Origin of the sequence: Variimorphobacter saccharofermentans (assembly GCF_014174405.1) — a bacterium.
In the GTDB taxonomy this organism is placed as follows: Bacteria; Bacillota; Clostridia; order Lachnospirales; family Lachnospiraceae; genus Mobilitalea; species Mobilitalea saccharofermentans.
Genome location: NZ_JACEGA010000001.1, coordinates 1,837,025 through 1,858,197 on the forward strand (window position 1 = coordinate 1,837,025; position 21,173 = coordinate 1,858,197).

15 protein-coding genes and 1 tRNA gene are annotated in these 21,173 nt (G+C 39.6%); 14 read left to right on the forward strand and 2 right to left on the reverse strand.

Going from position 1 to position 21,173, the window contains the following annotated elements; translation table 11 throughout:
• Nucleotides 1–217: 217 nt before the first annotated feature.
• From H0486_RS08080 to H0486_RS08125, 10 genes are all read left to right on the forward strand, one after another.
• Nucleotides 218–1,423, forward strand: a complete 1,206-nt coding sequence (locus H0486_RS08080; protein WP_228352508.1) for a polysaccharide deacetylase family protein — start codon at nt 218–220, stop codon at nt 1,421–1,423.
• A 61-nt stretch (nt 1,424–1,484) separates the two neighbouring features.
• Complete coding sequence (locus H0486_RS08085; RefSeq protein WP_228352509.1) at nt 1,485–2,420, forward strand: bactofilin family protein; 936 nt, start codon at nt 1,485–1,487, stop codon at nt 2,418–2,420.
• 264 nt (nt 2,421–2,684) lie between these two features.
• Nucleotides 2,685–3,392, forward strand: coding sequence for a UMP kinase (gene pyrH, locus H0486_RS08090; RefSeq protein WP_228352510.1), 708 nt, complete (start codon nt 2,685–2,687; stop codon nt 3,390–3,392).
• Between the two features lie 36 nt (nt 3,393–3,428).
• Nucleotides 3,429–3,983, forward strand: a complete 555-nt coding sequence (gene frr, locus H0486_RS08095; RefSeq protein ID WP_228352511.1) for a ribosome recycling factor — start codon at nt 3,429–3,431, stop codon at nt 3,981–3,983.
• Nucleotides 3,984–4,155: 172 nt separating this feature from the next.
• A complete protein-coding gene (locus H0486_RS08100) occupies nt 4,156–4,881 on the forward strand; it encodes an isoprenyl transferase (RefSeq protein ID WP_228352512.1) in 726 nt (241 codons plus the stop codon).
• Between the two features lie 19 nt (nt 4,882–4,900).
• Nucleotides 4,901–5,704, forward strand: a complete 804-nt coding sequence (locus H0486_RS08105) for a phosphatidate cytidylyltransferase (protein ID WP_228352513.1) — start codon at nt 4,901–4,903, stop codon at nt 5,702–5,704.
• Nucleotides 5,705–5,771: 67 nt separating this feature from the next.
• On the forward strand, nt 5,772–6,938 hold the full coding sequence (locus tag H0486_RS08110) for a 1-deoxy-D-xylulose-5-phosphate reductoisomerase (RefSeq protein ID WP_228352514.1): 1,167 nt from the start codon (nt 5,772–5,774) through the stop codon (nt 6,936–6,938).
• Between the two features lie 44 nt (nt 6,939–6,982).
• Nucleotides 6,983–8,275 carry an RIP metalloprotease RseP gene (gene rseP / locus H0486_RS08115; RefSeq protein WP_228352515.1) on the forward strand — a complete coding sequence of 431 codons (1,293 nt, stop codon included), beginning with the start codon at nt 6,983–6,985 and terminating at the stop codon, nt 8,273–8,275.
• Between the two features lie 31 nt (nt 8,276–8,306).
• A complete protein-coding gene (ispG, locus tag H0486_RS08120; RefSeq protein ID WP_228352516.1) occupies nt 8,307–9,368 on the forward strand; it encodes a flavodoxin-dependent (E)-4-hydroxy-3-methylbut-2-enyl-diphosphate synthase in 1,062 nt (353 codons plus the stop codon).
• A gap of 39 nt (nt 9,369–9,407) precedes the next feature.
• The gene (locus H0486_RS08125; protein WP_228352517.1) at nt 9,408–13,949 is read left to right on the forward strand and encodes a PolC-type DNA polymerase III; all 4,542 of its coding nucleotides are present in this window, start codon (nt 9,408–9,410) and stop codon (nt 13,947–13,949) included.
• Between the two features lie 167 nt (nt 13,950–14,116).
• On the opposite strand, the gene H0486_RS08130 is transcribed toward H0486_RS08125, so the two are convergent.
• Nucleotides 14,117–14,188 (reverse strand) — tRNA-Glu (locus H0486_RS08130).
• 543 nt (nt 14,189–14,731) lie between these two features.
• Between H0486_RS08130 and H0486_RS08135 the strand changes: the two genes are divergently transcribed.
• Nucleotides 14,732–16,639, forward strand: a complete 1,908-nt coding sequence (locus tag H0486_RS08135) for a [Fe-Fe] hydrogenase large subunit C-terminal domain-containing protein (RefSeq protein WP_228352518.1) — start codon at nt 14,732–14,734, stop codon at nt 16,637–16,639.
• A 122-nt stretch (nt 16,640–16,761) separates the two neighbouring features.
• On the opposite strand, the gene H0486_RS08140 is transcribed toward H0486_RS08135, so the two are convergent.
• On the reverse strand, nt 16,762–18,213 hold the full coding sequence (locus H0486_RS08140; protein WP_228352519.1) for a glycoside hydrolase family 26 protein: 1,452 nt from the start codon (nt 18,211–18,213) through the stop codon (nt 16,762–16,764).
• A 225-nt stretch (nt 18,214–18,438) separates the two neighbouring features.
• Here H0486_RS08140 and larB point away from each other — a divergent pair, with 225 nt between their 5' ends.
• From larB to cbiQ, 3 genes are all read left to right on the forward strand, one after another.
• A complete protein-coding gene (larB, locus tag H0486_RS08145; RefSeq protein WP_228352520.1) occupies nt 18,439–19,194 on the forward strand; it encodes a nickel pincer cofactor biosynthesis protein LarB in 756 nt (251 codons plus the stop codon).
• A gap of 87 nt (nt 19,195–19,281) precedes the next feature.
• Nucleotides 19,282–20,316 (forward strand): energy-coupling factor ABC transporter permease, encoded by a 1,035-nt coding sequence (locus H0486_RS08150; protein ID WP_330594461.1) that lies wholly within the window; start codon nt 19,282–19,284, stop codon nt 20,314–20,316.
• A gap of 30 nt (nt 20,317–20,346) precedes the next feature.
• Nucleotides 20,347–21,159: a cobalt ECF transporter T component CbiQ gene (gene cbiQ / locus H0486_RS08155; RefSeq protein ID WP_228352521.1), complete on the forward strand. Its 813-nt coding sequence runs from the start codon at nt 20,347–20,349 to the stop codon at nt 21,157–21,159.
• The last annotated feature ends 14 nt before the right edge of the window (nt 21,160–21,173 follow it).

The window sequence follows — 21,173 nt, forward strand, 5'->3', positions numbered from 1 at the left end:
TAAGCAATTATCCCCGCTGATGCATTATGAAACATCCCCTTGCATTATTATGGAACATCTCCTTTTAGTGATCTTTTTTAGAGAGAAAGCGTATGAAGAACAATAAGTTGAATAATGTGATTATATGTCGCATCGTGTATTTTTTTTGTAAAATAGGTGTTATTTCTTATCAAAATATGATAGAATAATTCCGAGAACTTGTGCTAGGGGTGAGTAAGTGCTGACAGATGAAATGGTGAACTCTTTGGATAATGGAAATGAGAATAAGGCAGATAGAAGGAAACGTGTTAATCGCATCAAGGTAGCTATCATAATTCTATTTATCTTATTTCTTGTTCTGCCGACAATTTACTGTATAATGCTGGGGCTTCAGGTAAATCGGCTTGAACAGCAGGTAAGTGAATTGCTGGAAATACATAAAAATTATGGGATTACAATGAATGATTCCAAAAATGAACGATATGCTTATGCTGCTGAAAAGGATGTTTCTGAAATAAAAGAGGATGAACCAGAAGAGGCCATTGATATGCATGTAATACTGGATTCGGAGGACGCCTTGGATACGGAAGCTACATTAGAGGCAGAGTCAGATGAACGAATGACGAATCAGGAAGGCTTGATGGATAAGTCCCCTGACAAGGAAGAAATTGAGAAGAAAGAAGACACAGATGAAATTGATGTCATAGAAAATACAGAAGATATAGAAGATACAAAAGATACAAAAGATACACAAGACACAGACAATGAAGAAAAGGTTGAGAAAACGAAAGAAAAGCAGGGGAAGTATGCTGGTAAAAAGGTGTATATTACCTTTGATGACGGACCAAGTGTTTATACGAATGAGATATTGGATATCCTTGAACAGTATAATGTTAAAGCAACTTTTTTTGTAACTGGTAAAGAGGATGATTATTCGAAGGAAATCTATCGCCGGATTGTAAATGATGGACATACGCTTGGAATGCATTCCTATTCTCATGTTTATAAAAAAATATACAATTCTGTAGAAGATTTTGATAAGGACTTTACAAAACTGAGGAAATTGTTATATGATACTACTGGATATATGCCCTCTATTTTCCGATTTCCGGGAGGAAGCGATAATCTCGTAAATAAGAACGGAATGGAAGATTTTATTCGTTATCTGAATAAAGCTTCAATCGTTTATTTCGACTGGAATGTAGTGAATGGAGATGCGACGGGCTATCAATATACGAAAAAGCAATTGATAAGGAATGTGCTAAGCGGAGTGGAAAATAAAAAGGTATCCATCGTCCTGATGCATGACTCTCCAACTAAGGGGAAGACGGTTGAATCCCTTCCGGATTTGCTGGAGAAGCTGATCAAAGAGGATGCAGAGATTTTACCTTTAAATGAGGAGGTATCTCCAATTCAAATGATAAAGGCAGATACAATTGAGTGATTGACGTAAATATATGTTATAACGAAAGAACAATGAATACACATATGGAGGTAAGGAGCAAATGGGTTTTTTTAAGGAATTCAAAGATGATTTATCACAGGCAGTGAATGAATTGCTTCCGGACGACAACCTTAGTGAGGGCGACAATAATGATGATATGGTTAATACCTTAGATGCTGATGACATGAATTCTGTTGAGAAATCGGATAATGACAGAATCAATGAATGGCTTGAGGAATTAGCACAGGAGGATATGGATACTCTGAAAGATACCGAACTTAAGGATGAAGCTGATCTTTACGATAACATGGTAGATAACCTGCCCGATGAATTGGTAGATAACTTTGAAGAGGACGAGCTTACAGAAGAAGCGGAAGATAATGAATATATAGAAGAAAATAAAGAAGAAAATAAAGAAGAAGAGGATGATAACATGGATGATAATGTGGATTTAGAATTACTGGAAGCATTAAATGCAGAACAGGCAGAGGAAACAGAGAAGGAAGCTGCAGTGCAGAATAATGATATGCCAAAAGCAAAGCCCGCAGGAAGTGACGATCAGGTTACAGTGATTACCAAAGGAACCACTATCACTGGTAGCATCTCCTCCGACGGTTCTTTGGATGTTATGGGAACTATTACTGGCGATATCGAATGTCTTGGCAAATTATCCATTACTGGTAAAGTAAAGGGAAATTCTACTGCTGCTGAGGTGTTTGTTAATACAGAACGTTTGGAAGGAAGCATCAATAGTGAGGGTAGTGTCAAAGTCGGACTGGGTACCGTTGTGATTGGTGATATTATTGGTACTTCCGGTGTGATTGCAGGAGCGGTTAAGGGTGAGATAGATATTCAGGGACCTATCGTAGTGGATTCTACTGCAATCATTAAAGGTAATATAAAAGCCAAGTCTGTACAGATTAACAATGGCGCCATTATTGAAGGCTTCTGCTCCTTAAGCTATTCTGACATTGATGTGGATAATATTTTTGAATAAACATTAGTGAGCACAATCATTTGCTTGTAACAGGTATAATTTCTGCTATGTAGCATATACTTGCTTGAATGCAAATCGTTGTTAATGTTTAATTATTAGATATATAGATGCAATTTGTACTGTATTCATTTGAGTTAGGTATGGTAATCTGATTTGATTTGTGGTAAATTATTATAGAATGAATCGTTGAGGGATAAAAGCTATAATTTACTACTTTTATTCTAATAATAGACAGATTCGAATACTCGTGGAGGCAGAATACGTATGAAGGCATATGATAGAGTTTTACTTAAATTGAGCGGAGAAGCTTTGGCTGGAGACAAAAGAACAGGTTTTGATGAGGATACCTGTATCCGGGTTGCGAATCAGGTTAAGCAGCTGGTGACAGAGGGAATTCAGGTAAGCATCGTAATTGGCGGGGGTAATTTCTGGCGAGGTAGAACCAGCGAGACAATAGACCGTACAAAGGCTGATCAGATTGGTATGCTGGCTACGGTAATGAACTGTATTTATGTTTCGGAGATTTTTCGATATGTAGGAATACCAACAGAAGTATTTACACCCTTTCAATGCGGTAGCATGACGAAGTTGTTTTCTAAGGATGGCGTTATTGATTGCATGAGCAGGGGAGGGGTTGCTTTCCTTGCCGGTGGAACAGGACATCCATATTTTTCCACAGACACTGCTACGGTACTTCGAGCAGTCGAATTAGATTGCGATATTATCCTTATGGCCAGAGCCGTTGACGGAGTATATGACTGCGATCCGAAATTAAATCCGAATGCAAAGAAGTTCCATGAGATTCCTCTTCAGGAGGTTCTCGATAAAAAGTTAGGAGTTGTGGATCTGACTGCAACGGTGCTTTGTATTGAGAATAAGATGCCTATTTTATTATTCGGATTATCAGAGGATAACAGCATAGTAGCAGCAGCGCAAGGTAAATCAAATGGTACACGTATGATAGTAAAGTAATTATAAGTGATAAAGTATAATATTGGAGGGATGAAAATGGATGCAAAGCTAGATCAATTTAGTACGAAAATGGAAAAGACAATTCAAACCTTGAAAGAAGAATATTCTACAATACGTGCCGGTAGAGCAAATCCACATCTGTTAGATAAGCTTCGGGTGGATTATTACGGACAGCCATCATCATTACAATCGGTAGCGAATATCTCGGTGCCGGAAGCAAGAGTAATCCAAATACAACCATGGGAAAGCAAGTTGATTAAAGATATAGAGAAAGCAATTATCAATTCCGATTTAGGACTAACACCTAGCAACGATGGTAAAATCATTCGTTTGGTTTTCCCTGAGTTAACGGAAGAAAGAAGAAAAGAGCTAGTTAAGGATATTAAGAAGAAGGCAGAAAATGCGAAGGTGGCAATCAGAAACATCAGACGCGATGCCAACGATCTTTTCAAAAAACAAAATAAAGCAAGTGAGATCTCTGAGGATGAATTCAAACACTTAGAAGATGAGGTTCAGAAGCTTACAGACCGTTATATTGCAGAAATTGATAAGGTTATGGAAGAAAAATCGAAAGAGGTTCTTACTGTATAAGAAAGCATAATGTTATACCAGTAAGTTAATAATGGAAGGGTGTATCAAAAGTCTTATTCATGATTATTCAATATACTTTTGAGACACCCTAATTCATAATATATAGAAAGTTCGCGAAGCGTACTTTCTATTGTTTCACAATAGCCTAGTCTTTATCAAACGGGAGAAAGAAATGAAGGAAAACGAATTAAAGATACCAAATCACGTTGCGATTATCATGGATGGAAACGGACGTTGGGCAAAAAAGAAGAGAATGCCTCGTAATTACGGGCATACACAGGGAAGTAAGGTAGTGGAACGAATCTGTGAAGAGGCCTACAAGATGGGAATAAAGTATTTAACGGTCTATGCATTCTCAACGGAGAATTGGAAAAGACCCCAGGAAGAAATCGATTCCTTAATGAAGCTTCTGCAGACATATCTGGATACCAGTATTAATACCAGTAAAAAGAATAATATGAGAGTACGTATCATTGGAGATACGTCAAAATTATCGGATAAAATACGCAAGAGTATCATTGAGTTGGAGGAGGCTTCAAAGAATAATACAGGCTTAAATTTTCAGGTTGCCATAAATTATGGTTCCAGAGATGAGATTATTCGTGCGGTAAAAGCCATAGCGATGGATGTGAAAGAGAATAAAGCAACCATCGATCAAATTGATGAGTCATTCTTTGAGCAATATTTAGATACCAAAGGAATTCCTGAACCGGATTTGCTGATACGAACGAGCAAGGAGCAAAGATTATCGAATTTCCTTCTATGGCAGTTAGCTTATACCGAGTTTTATTTTCCTGATGTTTTATGGCCTGATTTTAATAAAAAGGAATTACAAAAGGCAGTAGAATACTACAGCAGTAGAAAAAGAAATTTTGGAGCAATATCAATGCAGGAATAGCATTAATTGGAGGTCAACTATGTTTCGAACAAGATTAATTAGTGGTATCATATTATTAGCAATTGCAATTACTGTGGTAATTCTTGGTGGTAATGTGTTGTTTGCGACTTTATTTGTGATATCTCTAATTGGTTTGATGGAATTATACCGGGTTATCAAATTGAATAAAGCGTTACCAGGTATTCTTGGTTACCTCGCTGGAATAGCATTTTATATGTTGCTTTATTTTAATTTACAGCAATTCTATATGCTGTTATTTATTGCTTTTCTGTTATTGCTTTTGGTGGTATATGTTTTTTTATTCCCAAAGTATACATCGGAGCAAATTGCAATCGTTTTTCTGGGACTATTCTATGTTAGTATCATGTTATCTTACATATATCAGGTTCGTATGCTTAATGATGGTGCATGGCTGATTTGGCTTGTATTCATAGGAGCTTGGGGATCTGATACCTGTGCATATTGTGTCGGGATGTTATTTGGAAAGCATAAGTTTTCACCGAGACTGAGCCCCAAGAAGTCCATTGAGGGTTGTATTGGTGGAGTTATTGGTGCTGCATTACTTGGCCTATTATATGCTACATTTTTTCAAGATAGAATTCTGAATATGGATAATCCGCAGGTGGTGTTTGCCATAATAGGAGCTTCTTCCAGTATAATCTCGCAAATTGGAGATTTGGCAGCATCTGCTATTAAACGAAATCATGATATTAAAGATTATGGTACCCTGATACCTGGTCATGGCGGAGTATTAGACCGTTTTGATAGTATTATTTTTACCGCTCCAATCGTATACTATCTGACAATCATATTTTTAAGATAAACAGTACAATGGAAGCATTATATTAGAATTAAGAAATAGTCTTCCTACGGCAATGGAGGAAATAAAGATGAAAATAGCTATTCTTGGGTCTACAGGTTCCATTGGAACGCAGACTCTGGAAATTGTTCGAGAGAAGAAAGAGGTTCAAGTAACTGCTCTTGCTGCAGGCAGCAATATTCAGATGCTGGAACAGCAAATACGGGAATTTCGACCAAAGATTGTTTGCGTATATCAGAAGGAAAAGGCAGAACAGCTAAGGAATCATATTAAGGAACTACCGGTGAAGGTGGTTACCGGTATGGAAGGACTTCTGGAATGTGCAACGGAAGCAGAAGCAGATACTGTTGTTACAGCAATGGTAGGAATGATTGGAATTCAGCCCACAATAGAGGCAATACGGGCAGGCAAGAATATAGCCCTTGCCAATAAGGAAACCTTAGTAACAGCCGGGCATCTTATTATGCCCTTGATTAAAGAGAAAAAAGTAGCACTGTTACCTGTGGATAGTGAGCACTCTGCTATATTTCAGGCATTAAATGGAGAAGATAGAAAACAGGTTCATAAAATAATATTAACCGCTTCAGGCGGTCCTTTTCGTGGAAAAACACGTTCTGATTTACAACATATAGAGCCCAAGGATGCATTAAAGCATCCGAATTGGGCCATGGGTCAGAAGATAACCATAGATTCGGCAACAATGGTAAATAAGGGATTGGAAGTAATGGAAGCCGCATGGCTTTTTGATGTCACAGTGGATCAGATTCAGGTAGTCGTTCATCCTCAAAGTATTATTCATTCCATGGTGGAATACATTGACGGTAGTGTCATTGCGCAGATGGGAGTTCCGGATATGAAGCTGCCTATTCAATATGCCTTATTCTACCCCAATAGAATGCCGCTGGAACAGGGGGAGCGAATAAACTTTACACAGCTGAAGCAACTGACCTTTGAGCATCCGGATCTGGATACCTTTTATGGATTGGCGTTGGCGTATGAAGCCGGACGTATGGGAGGAAGTATGCCAACGGTATATAACGCTGCCAACGAATGGGCTGTTGCTGAGTTCCTAAAGGGAAGATTAGAATTTATGGCAATACCTGCATTAATCAGAGAAGCCATGAGGCAGCATCAAAGGATATCAAACCCTTCCTTGAATGAAATTCTGAATACAGAGCAGCAGACATATGATTTTATAAGAGGTTTAATCGAATCCGGCAAGCTAAATATCTCTTGATGTACTATCTTCTTTGCCCGGATACTTAGAAAGGATGTTTTTATATGAATATAATAGTTGCAGTATTGATTTTAGGAATTATTGTTATTGTCCATGAGTTAGGACATTTTTTACTTGCTAAGAAAAATGGAATCACTGTAACGGAATTTTCAGTAGGAATGGGACCCAGGATTGCAAGCTTTGTTCGGAATGGTACCCGGTATTCCTTAAAGTTATTACCTTTTGGTGGATCCTGTATGATGCTGGGCGAGGATGAGACGATTGAGGACGATGGAGCCTTCCATAAAAAGGGTGTGTGGGCAAGATTTTCCGTCTTATTTGCGGGTGCCTTTTTTAACTTTATACTGGCTTTTGTTCTGGCTTTAATTGTTCTTGGAAATGTGGGAATTGACAGTCCCACAGTCAATTATGTAAAAAAGGGAAGTGCTGCCGATGGAATTCTTCAGGAAGGGGACTTGATTACCCGTATTGATGGAACAGGCGTAACTTTTTCCAGAGAGTTAAATATCTTTTTTAATTTTAACAAGATTACTGATAAACCCATCGAGATTACCTTGATACGCGACGGAGATAAAAAGACTGTTGATATCACTCCGGTTTACAAGGATATCTATCAGATCGGATGCTCCTATACACGTACTGATGAACCCGCTAAGCTTGCCTCTATAGTAGAAGGATTCCCATTAGACAAAGCAGGAATAAAGCTTGGTGATACAATTGTTGCAATAAATGGTAACAGGATTAACTCCTGGAATGATTTTGCTACCTACTTTGAGGAGAATCCAATTGATAACACACCATTAGATCTGACATATTTAAGAGATAACGAAGAACATAACATTACGATTACGCCAGTACTGGCTTATAGCGGATATGAAATGGGATGGGACTACAATCAATATCGTACAAAAGTTTCAGCTATTGAAGTAGTTAAATATAGCTTTTTTGAGGTGGCATATAATATCGAATATGCATTAAAAAGTCTCGGATACTTAGTATCAGGAAGAGTGAATGTGAATGAGGTAACCGGTCCGGTTGGTATTGTTAATTATGTCGGTGAAGTAGTAAATGAGACAAAGGAGTATGGTGTCGCTAATATGTTACTATCCCTTGCCAACTTTGCATTATTAATCAGTGCGAATCTTGGTGTCATGAATTTACTTCCGCTTCCTGCATTGGATGGAGGAAGGCTTGTGTTTGTACTGATTGAAGCCATTCGCAAAAAACCGGTTCCTAAGGAGAAGGAAGCAATTGTACATCTGGTTGGTATGGCAGTTCTGATGTTATTTATGGTATTTGTTATGTATAATGATATTAGACGCATGTTTGTAAAATAAAACTGATTGTAAATTGAAAGGCGGCGAATCTATGTACCGTGATCATACAAAGGTGATTCGGATCGGTCAGAGTGTCATTGGAGGAGGTAATCCAATTCTAATTCAATCCATGACCAATACGAGAACAGAGGATGTTAAGGCTACTGTAGAACAGATCACACGTCTGACTGCAGCGGGCTGTGATATAATACGGTGTACTGTTCCCAATCAGGAAGCAGCCGCTGCATTAAAAGAAATAAAGAAGAATATAACGATTCCCCTGGTTGCGGATATTCACTTTGATTATCGTCTTGCGATTGCTGCCATGGAAAATGGTGCTGATAAAATTCGAATCAATCCAGGTAATATTGGAAATGATGAGAAGCTTCGAGCCGTAGTAAACGTGGCAAAGGAACGGAGTATTCCCATTCGTGTGGGCGTTAACAGTGGTTCCTTAGAAAAAGACCTGATTAATAAGTATGGAAGAGTAACTGCTGAGGGCTTAGTAGAGAGTGCCTTAGATAAAGTGAAACGAATTGAAGATATGGGCTATGATCAAATGGTCATCAGCATCAAATCTTCGGATGTTATGATGTGTATCAAAGCACATGAATTAATCGCAAAGCAAACAAATTACCCGTTACATGTGGGAATTACTGAGGCTGGTACGGTAAATGCAGGGAATATTAAATCAGCTCTAGGTCTGGGGATAATTCTGTACCAGGGTATTGGAGATACAATACGAGTATCCCTAACCGGTGATCCGGTAGAGGAGATTAAATCAGCAAAATTGATATTAAAAACTCTCGGATATCGTACTGGAGGGATAGAGGTAGTATCCTGCCCGACCTGCGGCAGAACTCAGATTAATCTGATAAAGCTTGCTACAGATGTAGAAGAAATGGTACAAGACATAGACCTTGATATTAAAGTGGCTGTTATGGGATGCGCTGTCAATGGACCGGGGGAAGCAAGGGAAGCCGATATCGGAATTGCAGGTGGCAGAGGAGAAGGCCTCTTAATTAGAAAGGGTGAAATCATTCGTAAGGTTCCTGAGGATCAATTATTGGAGGTACTCAGAGAAGAATTACTGAATTGGAATTCAAAGAACTAGGTATACAAATGGACACGATTTACAGGGAGGAGAGAAAGAATGCTATTTTTTGATGCATTTGATCAATTAAAAGCGGATCAGGAATTACAAACACTTTTTTCGGAAGTGGATGTTGTGAAAATTATCGCTTCAAAACAGACTAATAACCTCTACGTCTGTATCAAAAGCTCCCGATTAATCAGCCGACCTTATATTCGAAAAATGGAAGAGCTGCTTAACCGGCAGCTCTTTTTACATACGGGGAATAAAGCAATCATAAAGCCTCAATTTGAGCTATCAGCACAATATAACCTGGAAAAGCTCTATCCGATTTATCGTGACAGCATTCTTGAAGAATTAAGGGAAGAGAGTGTTGTTACCTACCACATTTTTTCATATGCTAATGTTACCATTGAGGATATGAACCTTCATATTCAGGTTACGGAAAGCTGCATCACGAAGGACAAAATGACAAAGCTGAAGGATTATTTGGAAACCATGTTCGAGGAACGTTTTCATTATACGGTGCATGTGTTCTTGGATTATGTGGAACCGAAAGAGCAGGAGGATGGAGAACAGGATTATCGGAAACAGATGCTGTTATATGCAGAAACAGCAGCAGCTCAGGAGGAGCCTTCCAGTGAACCGACGGAACAGACGAGTACAATCATTGGTGACACAGTGGAGGTAGCCAAAAAGAACAATCCTATCAAACAAGCAAGTTCTAAAGACCAGAGTAAGGATACCAATCAGAATGGAAATGCAAGTACAGCATCACATTCCCCATCTTCTACTTATTCTAAGGGTAAAAGTGCATATGAAAAAGGAAAAGGAAGCTATCGTAAGCTTCCAACAGATCCTTCTGTCGTTTATGGGCGTAATTTTGAAGGCAATGTGATACCGATTTGCGATATTATTGGAGAAATCGGGGAGGTTGTGATCAGAGGAAAGCTGATTAAGCCGGATACCAGAACCATAGGGAATGAGAAGAGCATCATTACCTTTGTAATGACGGATTTTACTGATTCGATCAAGGTTAAGCTATATGCGAAGACCATTGAGGTGGATGAGATTACCTCGGTATTAAAACCGGGTAAGTTTTTTATGTTGAAGGGGATTGCCCAGAACGATACTTATGAGAGAGATATTACCATTGGTTCGGTGGTAGGAATTAAGACGATATCCGACTTCACTTCTACAAGAACGGATCGTTCTGAGAAGAAAAGAGTGGAATTACATGCTCATACCATGATGAGTGATATGGATTCTGTGGCGGATGTCAAGAAAATGGTTAAACGGGCCTTCCAATGGGGGCATTCTGCAATAGCTATAACCGATCATGGTGTGGTACAGGCATTTCCGGATGCCAGCCACGCAATTAATCCAAAGGATTATTCGGATGAGGAAGAGCAAAAGCGTGCTAAGAACTTTAAGATTATCTATGGTATGGAGGCCTATCTGGTTGATGACCTCAAGGAGGTAGTAACCAATGGACAGGGTCAAAGCTTAGATGATTCATTTGTTGTATTTGATATCGAAACAACTGGCTTTAGTCAAACGAATGACCGAATTATTGAGATCGGAGCAGTAAAGGTCGTGGGAGGACAGATTACAGACAAATACAGCACCTTTGTGAATCCAGAGGTTCCGATTCCCTTTGAAATCGAACAACTGACTAGTATTCGTGACGATATGGTGATAGATTCTCCGACCATTGAGACCATACTTCCTGAATTTTTACAATTCTGTGAGGGCTGTGTTTTGGTTGCACATAATGCATCCTTTGACGTGGGATTTATTAATAAAAATGCTGAACGCATGGGTATAACAACCGGCTTTACCGTGATTGATACCGTAGGCTTATCGAGGATATTGTTGCCTGAACTAAGCAGATATAAGCTGAATGTCGTTGCAAAGGCGCTTCATGTATCCCTTGAGAATCATCACCGTGCTGTAGATGATGCAGGAGCTACAGCTGAAATATTTATTAAGCTTTGTGAAAAGCTGAAGGAGCGTGAAGTAAGCAATATTAATGAAATAGATAGGCTTGGAAGAATGTCAGCGGATGCGATTCGAAAGCTGCCTTCTTATCATGCGATCATACTTGCGCAAAATGATACGGGAAGAGTAAATCTGTACAAGCTGGTATCCTTATCCCATATAGAATATTTTAATAAAAGACCGAAGATTCCAAAAAGCCTGTTAATGGAATGCAGGGAGGGATTAATTCTAGGTTCCGCTTGTGAAGCCGGTGAAGTATTTCGTGCGGTCCTAACAAAGCAATCACAGGAGCAAATCGCAAGGCTGGTTAATTTCTATGACTATCTGGAGATTCAGCCGCTATGTAATAACGAGTTCCTAATTCGAAGTGAGAAGAGTGATGAACGTGATATTACCTCCAGAGAGGATTTAATCGCGTTAAATAAGAAGATCGTTGCACTTGGTGAGGAATATAATAAACCGGTAGTTGCAACCTGTGACGTTCATTTCCTAGATCCGGAGGATGAGGTATACCGAAGGATCATTCTGGCAGGTAAGGGTTTTAAGGATGCGGACGAGCAGCCGGCACTTTATCTACGTACAACGGAGGAAATGCTGGAGGAGTTTTCTTATCTTGGAAGGGAAAAGGCCGAAGAGGTAGTAATTACGAATACGAATTTAATCGCAGATCGGATTGAGAAGATTTCTCCGGTACGTCCGGACAAATGCCCTCCGGTCTTACCGAATTCGGAAGAGAACCTAAGAAATATCTGCTATGAAAAAGCTCATTCCATGTATGGGAATCCGTTGCCAAAGCCAGTGGAGGATCGTCTGGAACACGAGCTGAAATCCATAATCAATAACGGCTTTGCCGTAATGTATATTATCGCTCAAAAGCTGGTATGGAAATCCAATGAGGATGGTTATCTGGTTGGTTCCCGTGGTTCTGTTGGTTCCTCCTTTGTTGCTACGATGGCAGGAATCACAGAAGTTAATCCGCTGCCACCTCATTATTATTGTACGAATTGCTTCTATTCGGATTTTGATTCGGAGGAAGTTAAAAAATACGGAGGAAGCTCCGGATGTGATATGCCGGATCGTATTTGCCCTAATTGTGGGGAACCATTAAGTAAAGATGGCCATGATATCCCCTTTGAAACCTTCCTGGGTTTCCATGGTGATAAGGAACCGGATATTGACCTGAACTTCTCCGGTGAGTATCAGAGCAAGGCTCATGAATACACGGAGGTTCTTTTCGGAGAGGGACATACCTTCCGAGCAGGAACCATTGGTACATTGGCAGATAAAACCGCTTATGGTTATGTGAAAAATTATTTTGAGGAACGTGGAATACATAAAAGAAATGTAGAGATTGAGCGCATTGTAGATGGATGTGTTGGAGTTCGAAGGACTACCGGACAGCACCCGGGAGGTATCGTTGTATTACCTCATGGGGAAAATATCTACTCCTTTACACCAGTCCAGAGACCTGCCAACGATATGACAACTAAGACAATTACTACACATTTCGATTATCATTCCATCGATCATAACCTCCTAAAGCTTGATATACTCGGACACGATGATCCGACAATGATTCGTATGCTGGAGGATCTGACGGGATTGGATGCCAAGAAAATACGTCTGGATGATCAGAAGGTATTATCTCTGTTTCATGATACCAGTGCTCTTGGAGTATCTCCAAAAGATCTGGATGGATGTGAGCTGGGGTGTCTGGGAATACCGGAGTTTGGTACGGACTTTGTAATGCAGATGGTGAAGGACACCCAACCGAAGACCTTTTCCGATCTGGTTCGAATCTCCGGATTATCCCATGGTACGGACGTATGGTTGAATAATGCCCAGACTTTAATTCAGAATGGGAATTGTACTCTGGCTACCGCTATCTGTACCCGTGACGATATCATGATCTATCTGATTGCGACTGGTGTGGATCCGGGACAATCCTTTAAAATCATGGAAAGCGTTCGTAAAGGTAAGGGTCTCACGCCGGAGATGGAAGAAGCAATGGTGGCGGCAGGAGTACCGGATTGGTATATCTGGTCCTGCAAACAGATTAAATACATGTTTCCTAAGGCTCACGCAGCTGCTTATGTTATGATGGCCTTTCGTATAGCATATTTTAAGGTATATTATCCCTTAGCATATTATGCTGCTTATTTTTCCATCCGTGCCTCTGCATTTAATTATGAACTAATGTGTCAGGGCAGGGAGGTATTGGAACATCATATGGCAGATTATAAAAGGAGAAGTAATACCTTAACGAAGAAGGAACAGGATACCTATAAGGATATGAGAATTGTTCAGGAAATGTATGCCCGTGGATATCAGTTCCTTCCGATTGATATTTATACTGCCAAGGCTCATGCCTTCCAAATCATCGACGACAAACTAATGCCATCCCTAAGTACTATTGATGGACTTGGTGATAAGGCAGCGGACGGTGTTGTGGAAGCAGCTAAGATGGGAAAATTCTTATCAAGAGATGATTTCAAGATACGCTGTAAAGTGAGTTCTACAGTAGTAGACAACATGGCAAGGATGGGATTGCTCGGTGACCTTCCGATCTCCAATCAGATGTCGTTGCTGGATTTTCTGTAGTAGTATTTAATTAAATCATTGATGCATAAAAAAATCACCTATGTTCTTTTGGCAAACTAGGTGATTTTTTTCCTACGAGGCCAATCCCCGTGTGGGCGATTGCTCTTTTATATTTGAATAATTTAAAAATTAGCAACAAAAAAAGGCTTCATAAGCCTTTTTAAAAGCAGCTCGTAGGGGAATCGAACCCCTGTTTCCGCCGTGAGAGGGCGGCGTCTTGACCGCTTGACCAACGAGCCGTGAGAACAATATTTATAATATACTATCCTTAGAAAAAATGCAAGCCTTTTTTAATAATTTTTTTGAATTGTTTTACCAATTAAAACATTTCCAGAATCATTTGCTATTATCACATATTAATTTATTTTAATAGTCCCTTCAATCCACCAATCAGATAACAGTGGAACATATAATATCCTACTAATATCTCATAGAAAATCAATGATTTTTATTGTATAATTATGATTGAAATTATATAAAAATGTCTAAAAAAGTCTATTAAATAGTCATTTATTTATCATATCAATCAGTTAATGGTATTAATATATACCAAGTATATTATAGAACAAGATTATCATACGATTCATTACTGAGTTCTATCAATACTATTTAACATCGCGTCAATGATTACAGCACTGGAATTTGACTTGTAGATAGTTTTATCTTGTATCACTCCGTATACGACTTTAAGTGTCAGAGTATATGATTGTTCAGTAGAGCAGTATACGGTTAATATATTTACAAAGGAGGAACGGTAGTACCTACTATCGATAAAACTACTTATGGGAGATCAAAGTGTTATTATCACAAACGATAAGAAATGTCAGGGATGCAATAAGTGCATCGGTGTCTGTCCTGTTAAATTCGCGAATGAGGCTTACTTAGATGTGGAAGGGAAGAATAAAATCCGAATCAATGAAACATTATGTATTCATTGCGGTAGGTGTATCAGTGTCTGCGATCATGAAGCAAGAGATTATGTGGATGATACACAACGCTTTTTTTCGGATTTGAAGGATGGTAAAGAGATTGCTATAATTGCAGCTCCGGGCTTCCGTGTGGATCATCCGAATTATAAGCAGGTTTTTGGGTATTTGAAATCCATAGGTGTTTCGATGGTTTATGATGTATCTTTGGGTGCAGATATTACAACCTGGGCATATTTAAGAGCAATAAAGAATTATAAGCTTTCAAGCGTGATAGCACAGCCTTGTCCAGTGGTGGTAAATTATATTGAGAAATACTTACCGCAGTTAATTAATAGCCTGGCACCTATCCATAGTCCGGCCTTATGTACGGCTATTTATCTTAAAAAATATAAGGGCTATCAGGGAAGTATTGCATTCTTATCTCCATGTCTTGCTAAGATTGATGAATTCCAGGATGTGAATACGGATGAGAATATCCAATATAATATTACCTTTAAGAAGTTGTTTGAATATATGGAGGAGAATGGAATACAGCCCAGTGCATATACTCCACACGATTTTGACAATATGGAGGGAGGATTGGGATTCCTCTTTCCGAGACCCGGCGGTCTTAAGGAAAATGTACTGGCCGTTTATCCGGATGCTTGGGTTAAGCAGGTGGAAGGAATTAAACATCTAACGAAGTATTTTGAAAATTATGCAACGAGAACAGAACGTCAGGATCCAGTTCCCTTACTTGTAGACGCATTAAACTGTTCATCAGGATGCGTAGATGGAACGGGAACCCTTCATTACGCTGACTTAGATGAAGTAGACATGACTTTGAATGAGCAAAAGAAGCAAACTTCGTCAAAGAGAAAACTACTATTGAAAAAAACCAATCTGTTATATAAGAACTTTGATAAGAATTTGAATTTAGCTGATTTTACCCGTAAATATGAGGATAAATCCAATGTGGTAGTGAATGATACCGAGGAATCTGCTTTGGAGAATGCATTCCAGCAGATGATGAAAACCGAAGATTCAGACAGAAAGGTGAATTGCAATGCTTGTGGATATGGAAGCTGCTTAAAGATGGCGGATGCCATAGCCAATAATACAAACCATGTGGGGAATTGTATTCAGTATAATCAGAAATATCTGAGTATTGAGATGGACCTGATCCGGGAGAGGGAGCGTGAAGCTCAGAAATTCGTTGAGGAAATTACTGGTTTACGAAAAATAGCGGAAGATAATTTGAATGAAGTAACCTCTGTAGTAGGTGAAATTTCAAGATCCGTACGCGAGATTGTTACGAGTGGAGAAGATATGGGAGCAAATGCAATGGATATCGTTGGTGATGCAGGTACAATCCTAGAGAAGACCAATGAGCTGGAGAACATATCCAATACGATCCATACGGAGTTGGATAGCTTTGCAAGAGCAGCCGGAGAAATTATATCCATTGCAGAACAGACAAATCTTCTTTCATTGAATGCCTCCATAGAAGCAGCCCGCGCTGGAGAAGCTGGACGTGGCTTTGCTGTAGTAGCAGAGGAGGTAAAGAAGCTTGCTGATATCACAAAGAATGTAGCTTCCTCGACTCAGAAAGAAGAAACAGAGATAAAAGAGAGTATTCAGACTCTGTTTATGATTACAGCAGATCTAAAGAACCGTGTTTCTGCCATCGGAGATGCAGTAACGAATATCTCTGCAGCCATTGAGGAAATAACCGCTAAGACCATGGAAGTGGATGAGACTGCTACATCCTTAATAAAATAAGGTATTCGTATGTAAGCAATTTATAAAATATCATATGGTAATATTAATACTCAACAAAGTTCGGAAATAATCCGGACTCTGTTGAGTTTCTTTTATATCAATACGTATAACCGAAAAAGGTATTATAATTCAATAGGTTCAAATCTTAACCGTATATATGGTAGCTTTTTTATTACGGTATAATAGTTTTCTGCCCAATCATCACCCTGGGACGGATCATTCTCACCGGTAGCCGGAGGGGCAAAGAGATTCAATCTCAATTCACAGGGACCATTCAGCTTCTTATCAAAAAAGGCAGGCATTAGATCAATCATTTTCACACCGGGAGCTTTATAGAACCAGTGATCATTTATTTCCATCATTAGATTCAGATCCTGCAGCTCCTCATCAAAGTTCACCTCTGCGAAGACGGGATCTTTTTCAAAATGAAGAGGTATGGAGAGACCGGTAGAATCCTCGGAGCAGCCCCAGCGTAGCTTTACTGGAAAGGACAGTTCTTCTCCCACGGTGAAGACCGGTTTAAAGTAGTCGTCATGGATAATTTCCTTATAGGCTTGTAAAGCAGGTTGCTCAACTCCAACTTCTTTGTTATTAGGATCGGTTATTTCCAGACCGAGACGACCGTCATCACGGAACTGATAGAAGGTAAAACCGGAGAACCAGGTAGCCGGTTCGTCTTTCAGCATCTTGCAGAACTCCTGGATCATCTTAACCTGGTCGTAGGGCCCGGTTACATCTCCGTCTGCATTGAATTCGGACATTACCATAGGTTTCGTAATTCCTCCACACAGATAAGAAAAACGCTCAAAGCTGCGTTTCGTCAGCTCATATATCTTCTGTACGGTATGTCTATTATGGGAGGTTCCGCCACGTTCTGCAACATCGTAAGGCCATCCCCAATGCAATGCCATATATTTATCTACGGACCAGATGTCCGTATGGCGAACCGCTTCTGTGAATTCCTTCTCTTTCTCCATCTCTTCCTTTTCCAGGTCTTCAATACCACCGATACAAAGTATGGTTTTCACGTTAGGAGCATACTCCTTTATAATCTTGTGAAAGCGTACAAAGAAATCCGCTACCTCTTGATAGGTACAACGTCTGTTAAAGGAAAACCAATCGCCGGTAGCTTCATGGTTTATTCGTAAGAACATGGGGCCAAAGGTTGTTAAATCCTGAGCAATTGCAATCAAGTGATCATCCGTTACGTTTGGATCTATTGTCATGGTTAATATTACATCCTGTCCATGTCTTCTAATGTCTCTCATATAGGGAAAGGGTTCCTCATCACGATTACCGTTTAGCCCACCCTTATAGGTAAAATAATCATCATAGGGGTAATCCCAGGCAAAGGTTACATTTGGGTTCGCATGAACAACACTTGCCCGGCCTGGCCAGCCTTTGTCCAAAGGATAGTAGCAGTACATTATATTAACCGCCCTATGAGGTCTACCCAATTTACGAAGAATATAGTCCTGATTTACATAATTTCCCCTCTCGCTACCATCACTAAGATCTACGGCACATTTAGCCGGTCCCATATGGAGATGGTATGCCTTTAACTCATTACTCATTTGTAATCCTCCTCATCAAATATTGCTATCAAAGTATATCATAATGGAAATTGCTAGACAATAGCATGCACGAAGAAGAAATAGGATAATACATTTTTTCCATGATATAGTACAAAAATGGAAGTGTATTATTTCATGTTTTGATGTAGATATTTTTTGATTTTACAAGTATAATAAATTTAGTTTTGAGAAAACATGATTGGAACGATTTATCAGGAGGCTGCCTTGGATATTCATAAAATATTGGAACAAGTGAAAAATAATGAGATAGAATTGAAGGAAGCAGAGGAACTTTTAAAGAAGATGCCCTATGAGGATTTGGGTTTTGCAAAATTGGATCATCACAGATCATTACGATCCGGTTTTGGTGAGGTCGTATATTGTCAGGGGAAATCCAATGAACAGCTGCTTCGTATTTATGAGCGTTTATATGAACAGGATAGAAATGTTCTTGGAACAAGGGCCAGCAGGGAACAATATGAGCTGGTGAAAAAGTATTTTCCTAAGGTTCAATATGATTCGGTTTCTCGAATTCTCTCTATACGCAGTAAGGAGCAAGAGGAGTATCAATTAATAGGCTGTATCGCAGTATGCACCGGAGGAACCTCCGATATTCCTGTTGCAGAGGAAGCTGCCCAAACTGCAGAATTCTTTGGAAGCCAGGTACTTCGTATCTATGATGTTGGGATTGCCGGCTTACATCGGTTATTATCAAAACTAGACGAGATACGATCAGCAAACTGTATCATAGCAGTAGCCGGTATGGAAGGCGCACTCGGTGGTGTGATAGCTGGATTGGTGGATAAGCCGGTGATTGCGGTACCAACCTCTATCGGATATGGTGCGAATTTTGGAGGAGTATCCGCATTACTTACCATGCTGAATTCCTGTGCAGAAGGACTCTCGGTCGTAAATATAGACAATGGCTTTGGAGCAGGCTATCTCGCTACCCAGATTAATCGTCTGGCGTGTAATAAATAACCTGAGAGATGGCAAGGTATAAGTGATTGATATACAAAGTATTATATCTTTTGATTTGATATAGTGAATAGGTACATCGGAAGGAGAATGAATGATATGCATATGTCGGATGCGTTGGTATCAGTGGCGGTTGGTGGAAGCATGACAGCAGTTTCCACAGGTGCAATAGGATATAGTATCAGGAAACTGAGAATAACAGATACAGAGGATAAGAAGATTCCTATGATGGGAGTTATGGGAGCGTTTATCTTTGCCGGACAGATGATTAATTTTACGATTCCAGTAGTAGGGTCCAGTGGACATATTGGAGGAGGAATATTGCTGGCGGCACTCTTGGGGCCTTATCCAGCGTTGATTACTTTGGCATCCGTATTATTGGTACAATGCCTTTTCTTTGCAGATGGTGGATTACTGGCTCTCGGATGTAATATTTTCAATATGGGAGTGATACCGTGTCTATTGGTATATCCGCTCATATATAAGCCGATTCTAAAGAGAAAAATAAGTTCGAGAAGGATCACCACTGCATCCATACTTGCGGTTGTAGCAGGATTACAGCTTGGTGCGTTTGCCGTGGTTCTGGAGACAGTACTCTCAGGAATCAGCGAAATTCCATTCCGTGAGTTTATTTTATTCATGCAACCCATTCATTTGGCAATTGGTATTGTGGAAGGAATAATAACTTCAGCTGTTCTTATATTTGTATATCATTTGCGTCAAGATATGTTGGAGCTGGATTTTGGAGTTACTTCGAAGGACAGTATAAGTAGAAATAAGGTTATCATCATATTTCTACTAGCATCGCTTCTAATCGGTGGCGGGTTATCCCTATATGCGTCTACTAAGCCAGACGGACTGGAATGGTCAATTGAGAAAGTAACAGAGCAGACAGAATTAGTGTCTAAAGGAGAAATCCATGCAGCAACTGAGAAGGTTCAAGAAGCCACTTCTATAATGCCGGATTACTCCTTTTCATCAGAAGAAATGTCAGATAGTCCTATAGGAACAAGCTTATCGGGAATTATCGGAGGATTGATTACATTAATCATGGCTGTAAGTATCGGGATTGTGATTATGATGTATAAAAGAGTAAGACGTTCCCGAACGATGACGGAAGGCTAATATAGGATATCATTAAGGAATGTGGAAATTATGTCAGAAATGAAGAAAACATTTGGTCAGGTTACGGCGTTGGAGGAATTGGCGGGATTAAATAGCCCGTTTCACCGTATACAAGCCTCTGCGAAAATAATTGTAACCGTAATCTATCTGGTTATGGTGATATCATGGAAACAGGGTGAAGTAAGCGGATTATTGCCGTATATCCTATATCCGGTCATCGTAACAGCATTGGCAGAATTGCCTATTAGATTATTATTCCGGCGTTTGGTAGTAGCGCTTCCATTTACTGTACTAGCAGGTCTTTCTAATCTGTTTCTCAGCCGGGAGATAGTGTTTTCTATTGGAAGCATTGGTATTACGGAAGGAATGATGTCCTTTTGCTCACTTCTAATAAAAAGTTTACTTACAGTAATGGCAGTACTATTATTAATAGCTACAACCCGTATGGATGATTTATCTTATGCGTTACTTCGGTTTCATATCCCCTCTATATTCGTCATGCAATTTATGATGATGTATCGATACCTTTTTGTTCTGATGGAGGAGGCCTCAGTGATGTACCATGCATATATTCTCAGAGCGCCGAGAGAAAAAGGTATCAAACTGAAGGATATGGGACCTTTTATTGGACAATTAGTTATACGAAGCATTGACAGGGCTGAACGGGTTTATCATGCCATGAAATGTCGCGGGTTTAGCGGAAATATTACGCTTTCAGATAACAACAGGATGTCGAAGATGGACTGGCTCTATCTGTTGCTTGTGGGAGGTTTGTTCCTTTTCATGCGTTTGATCAATTTAAGTGAATGGATCGGGCGGATGTATTTTAAAATATTATCCTAAATATACCGATATGA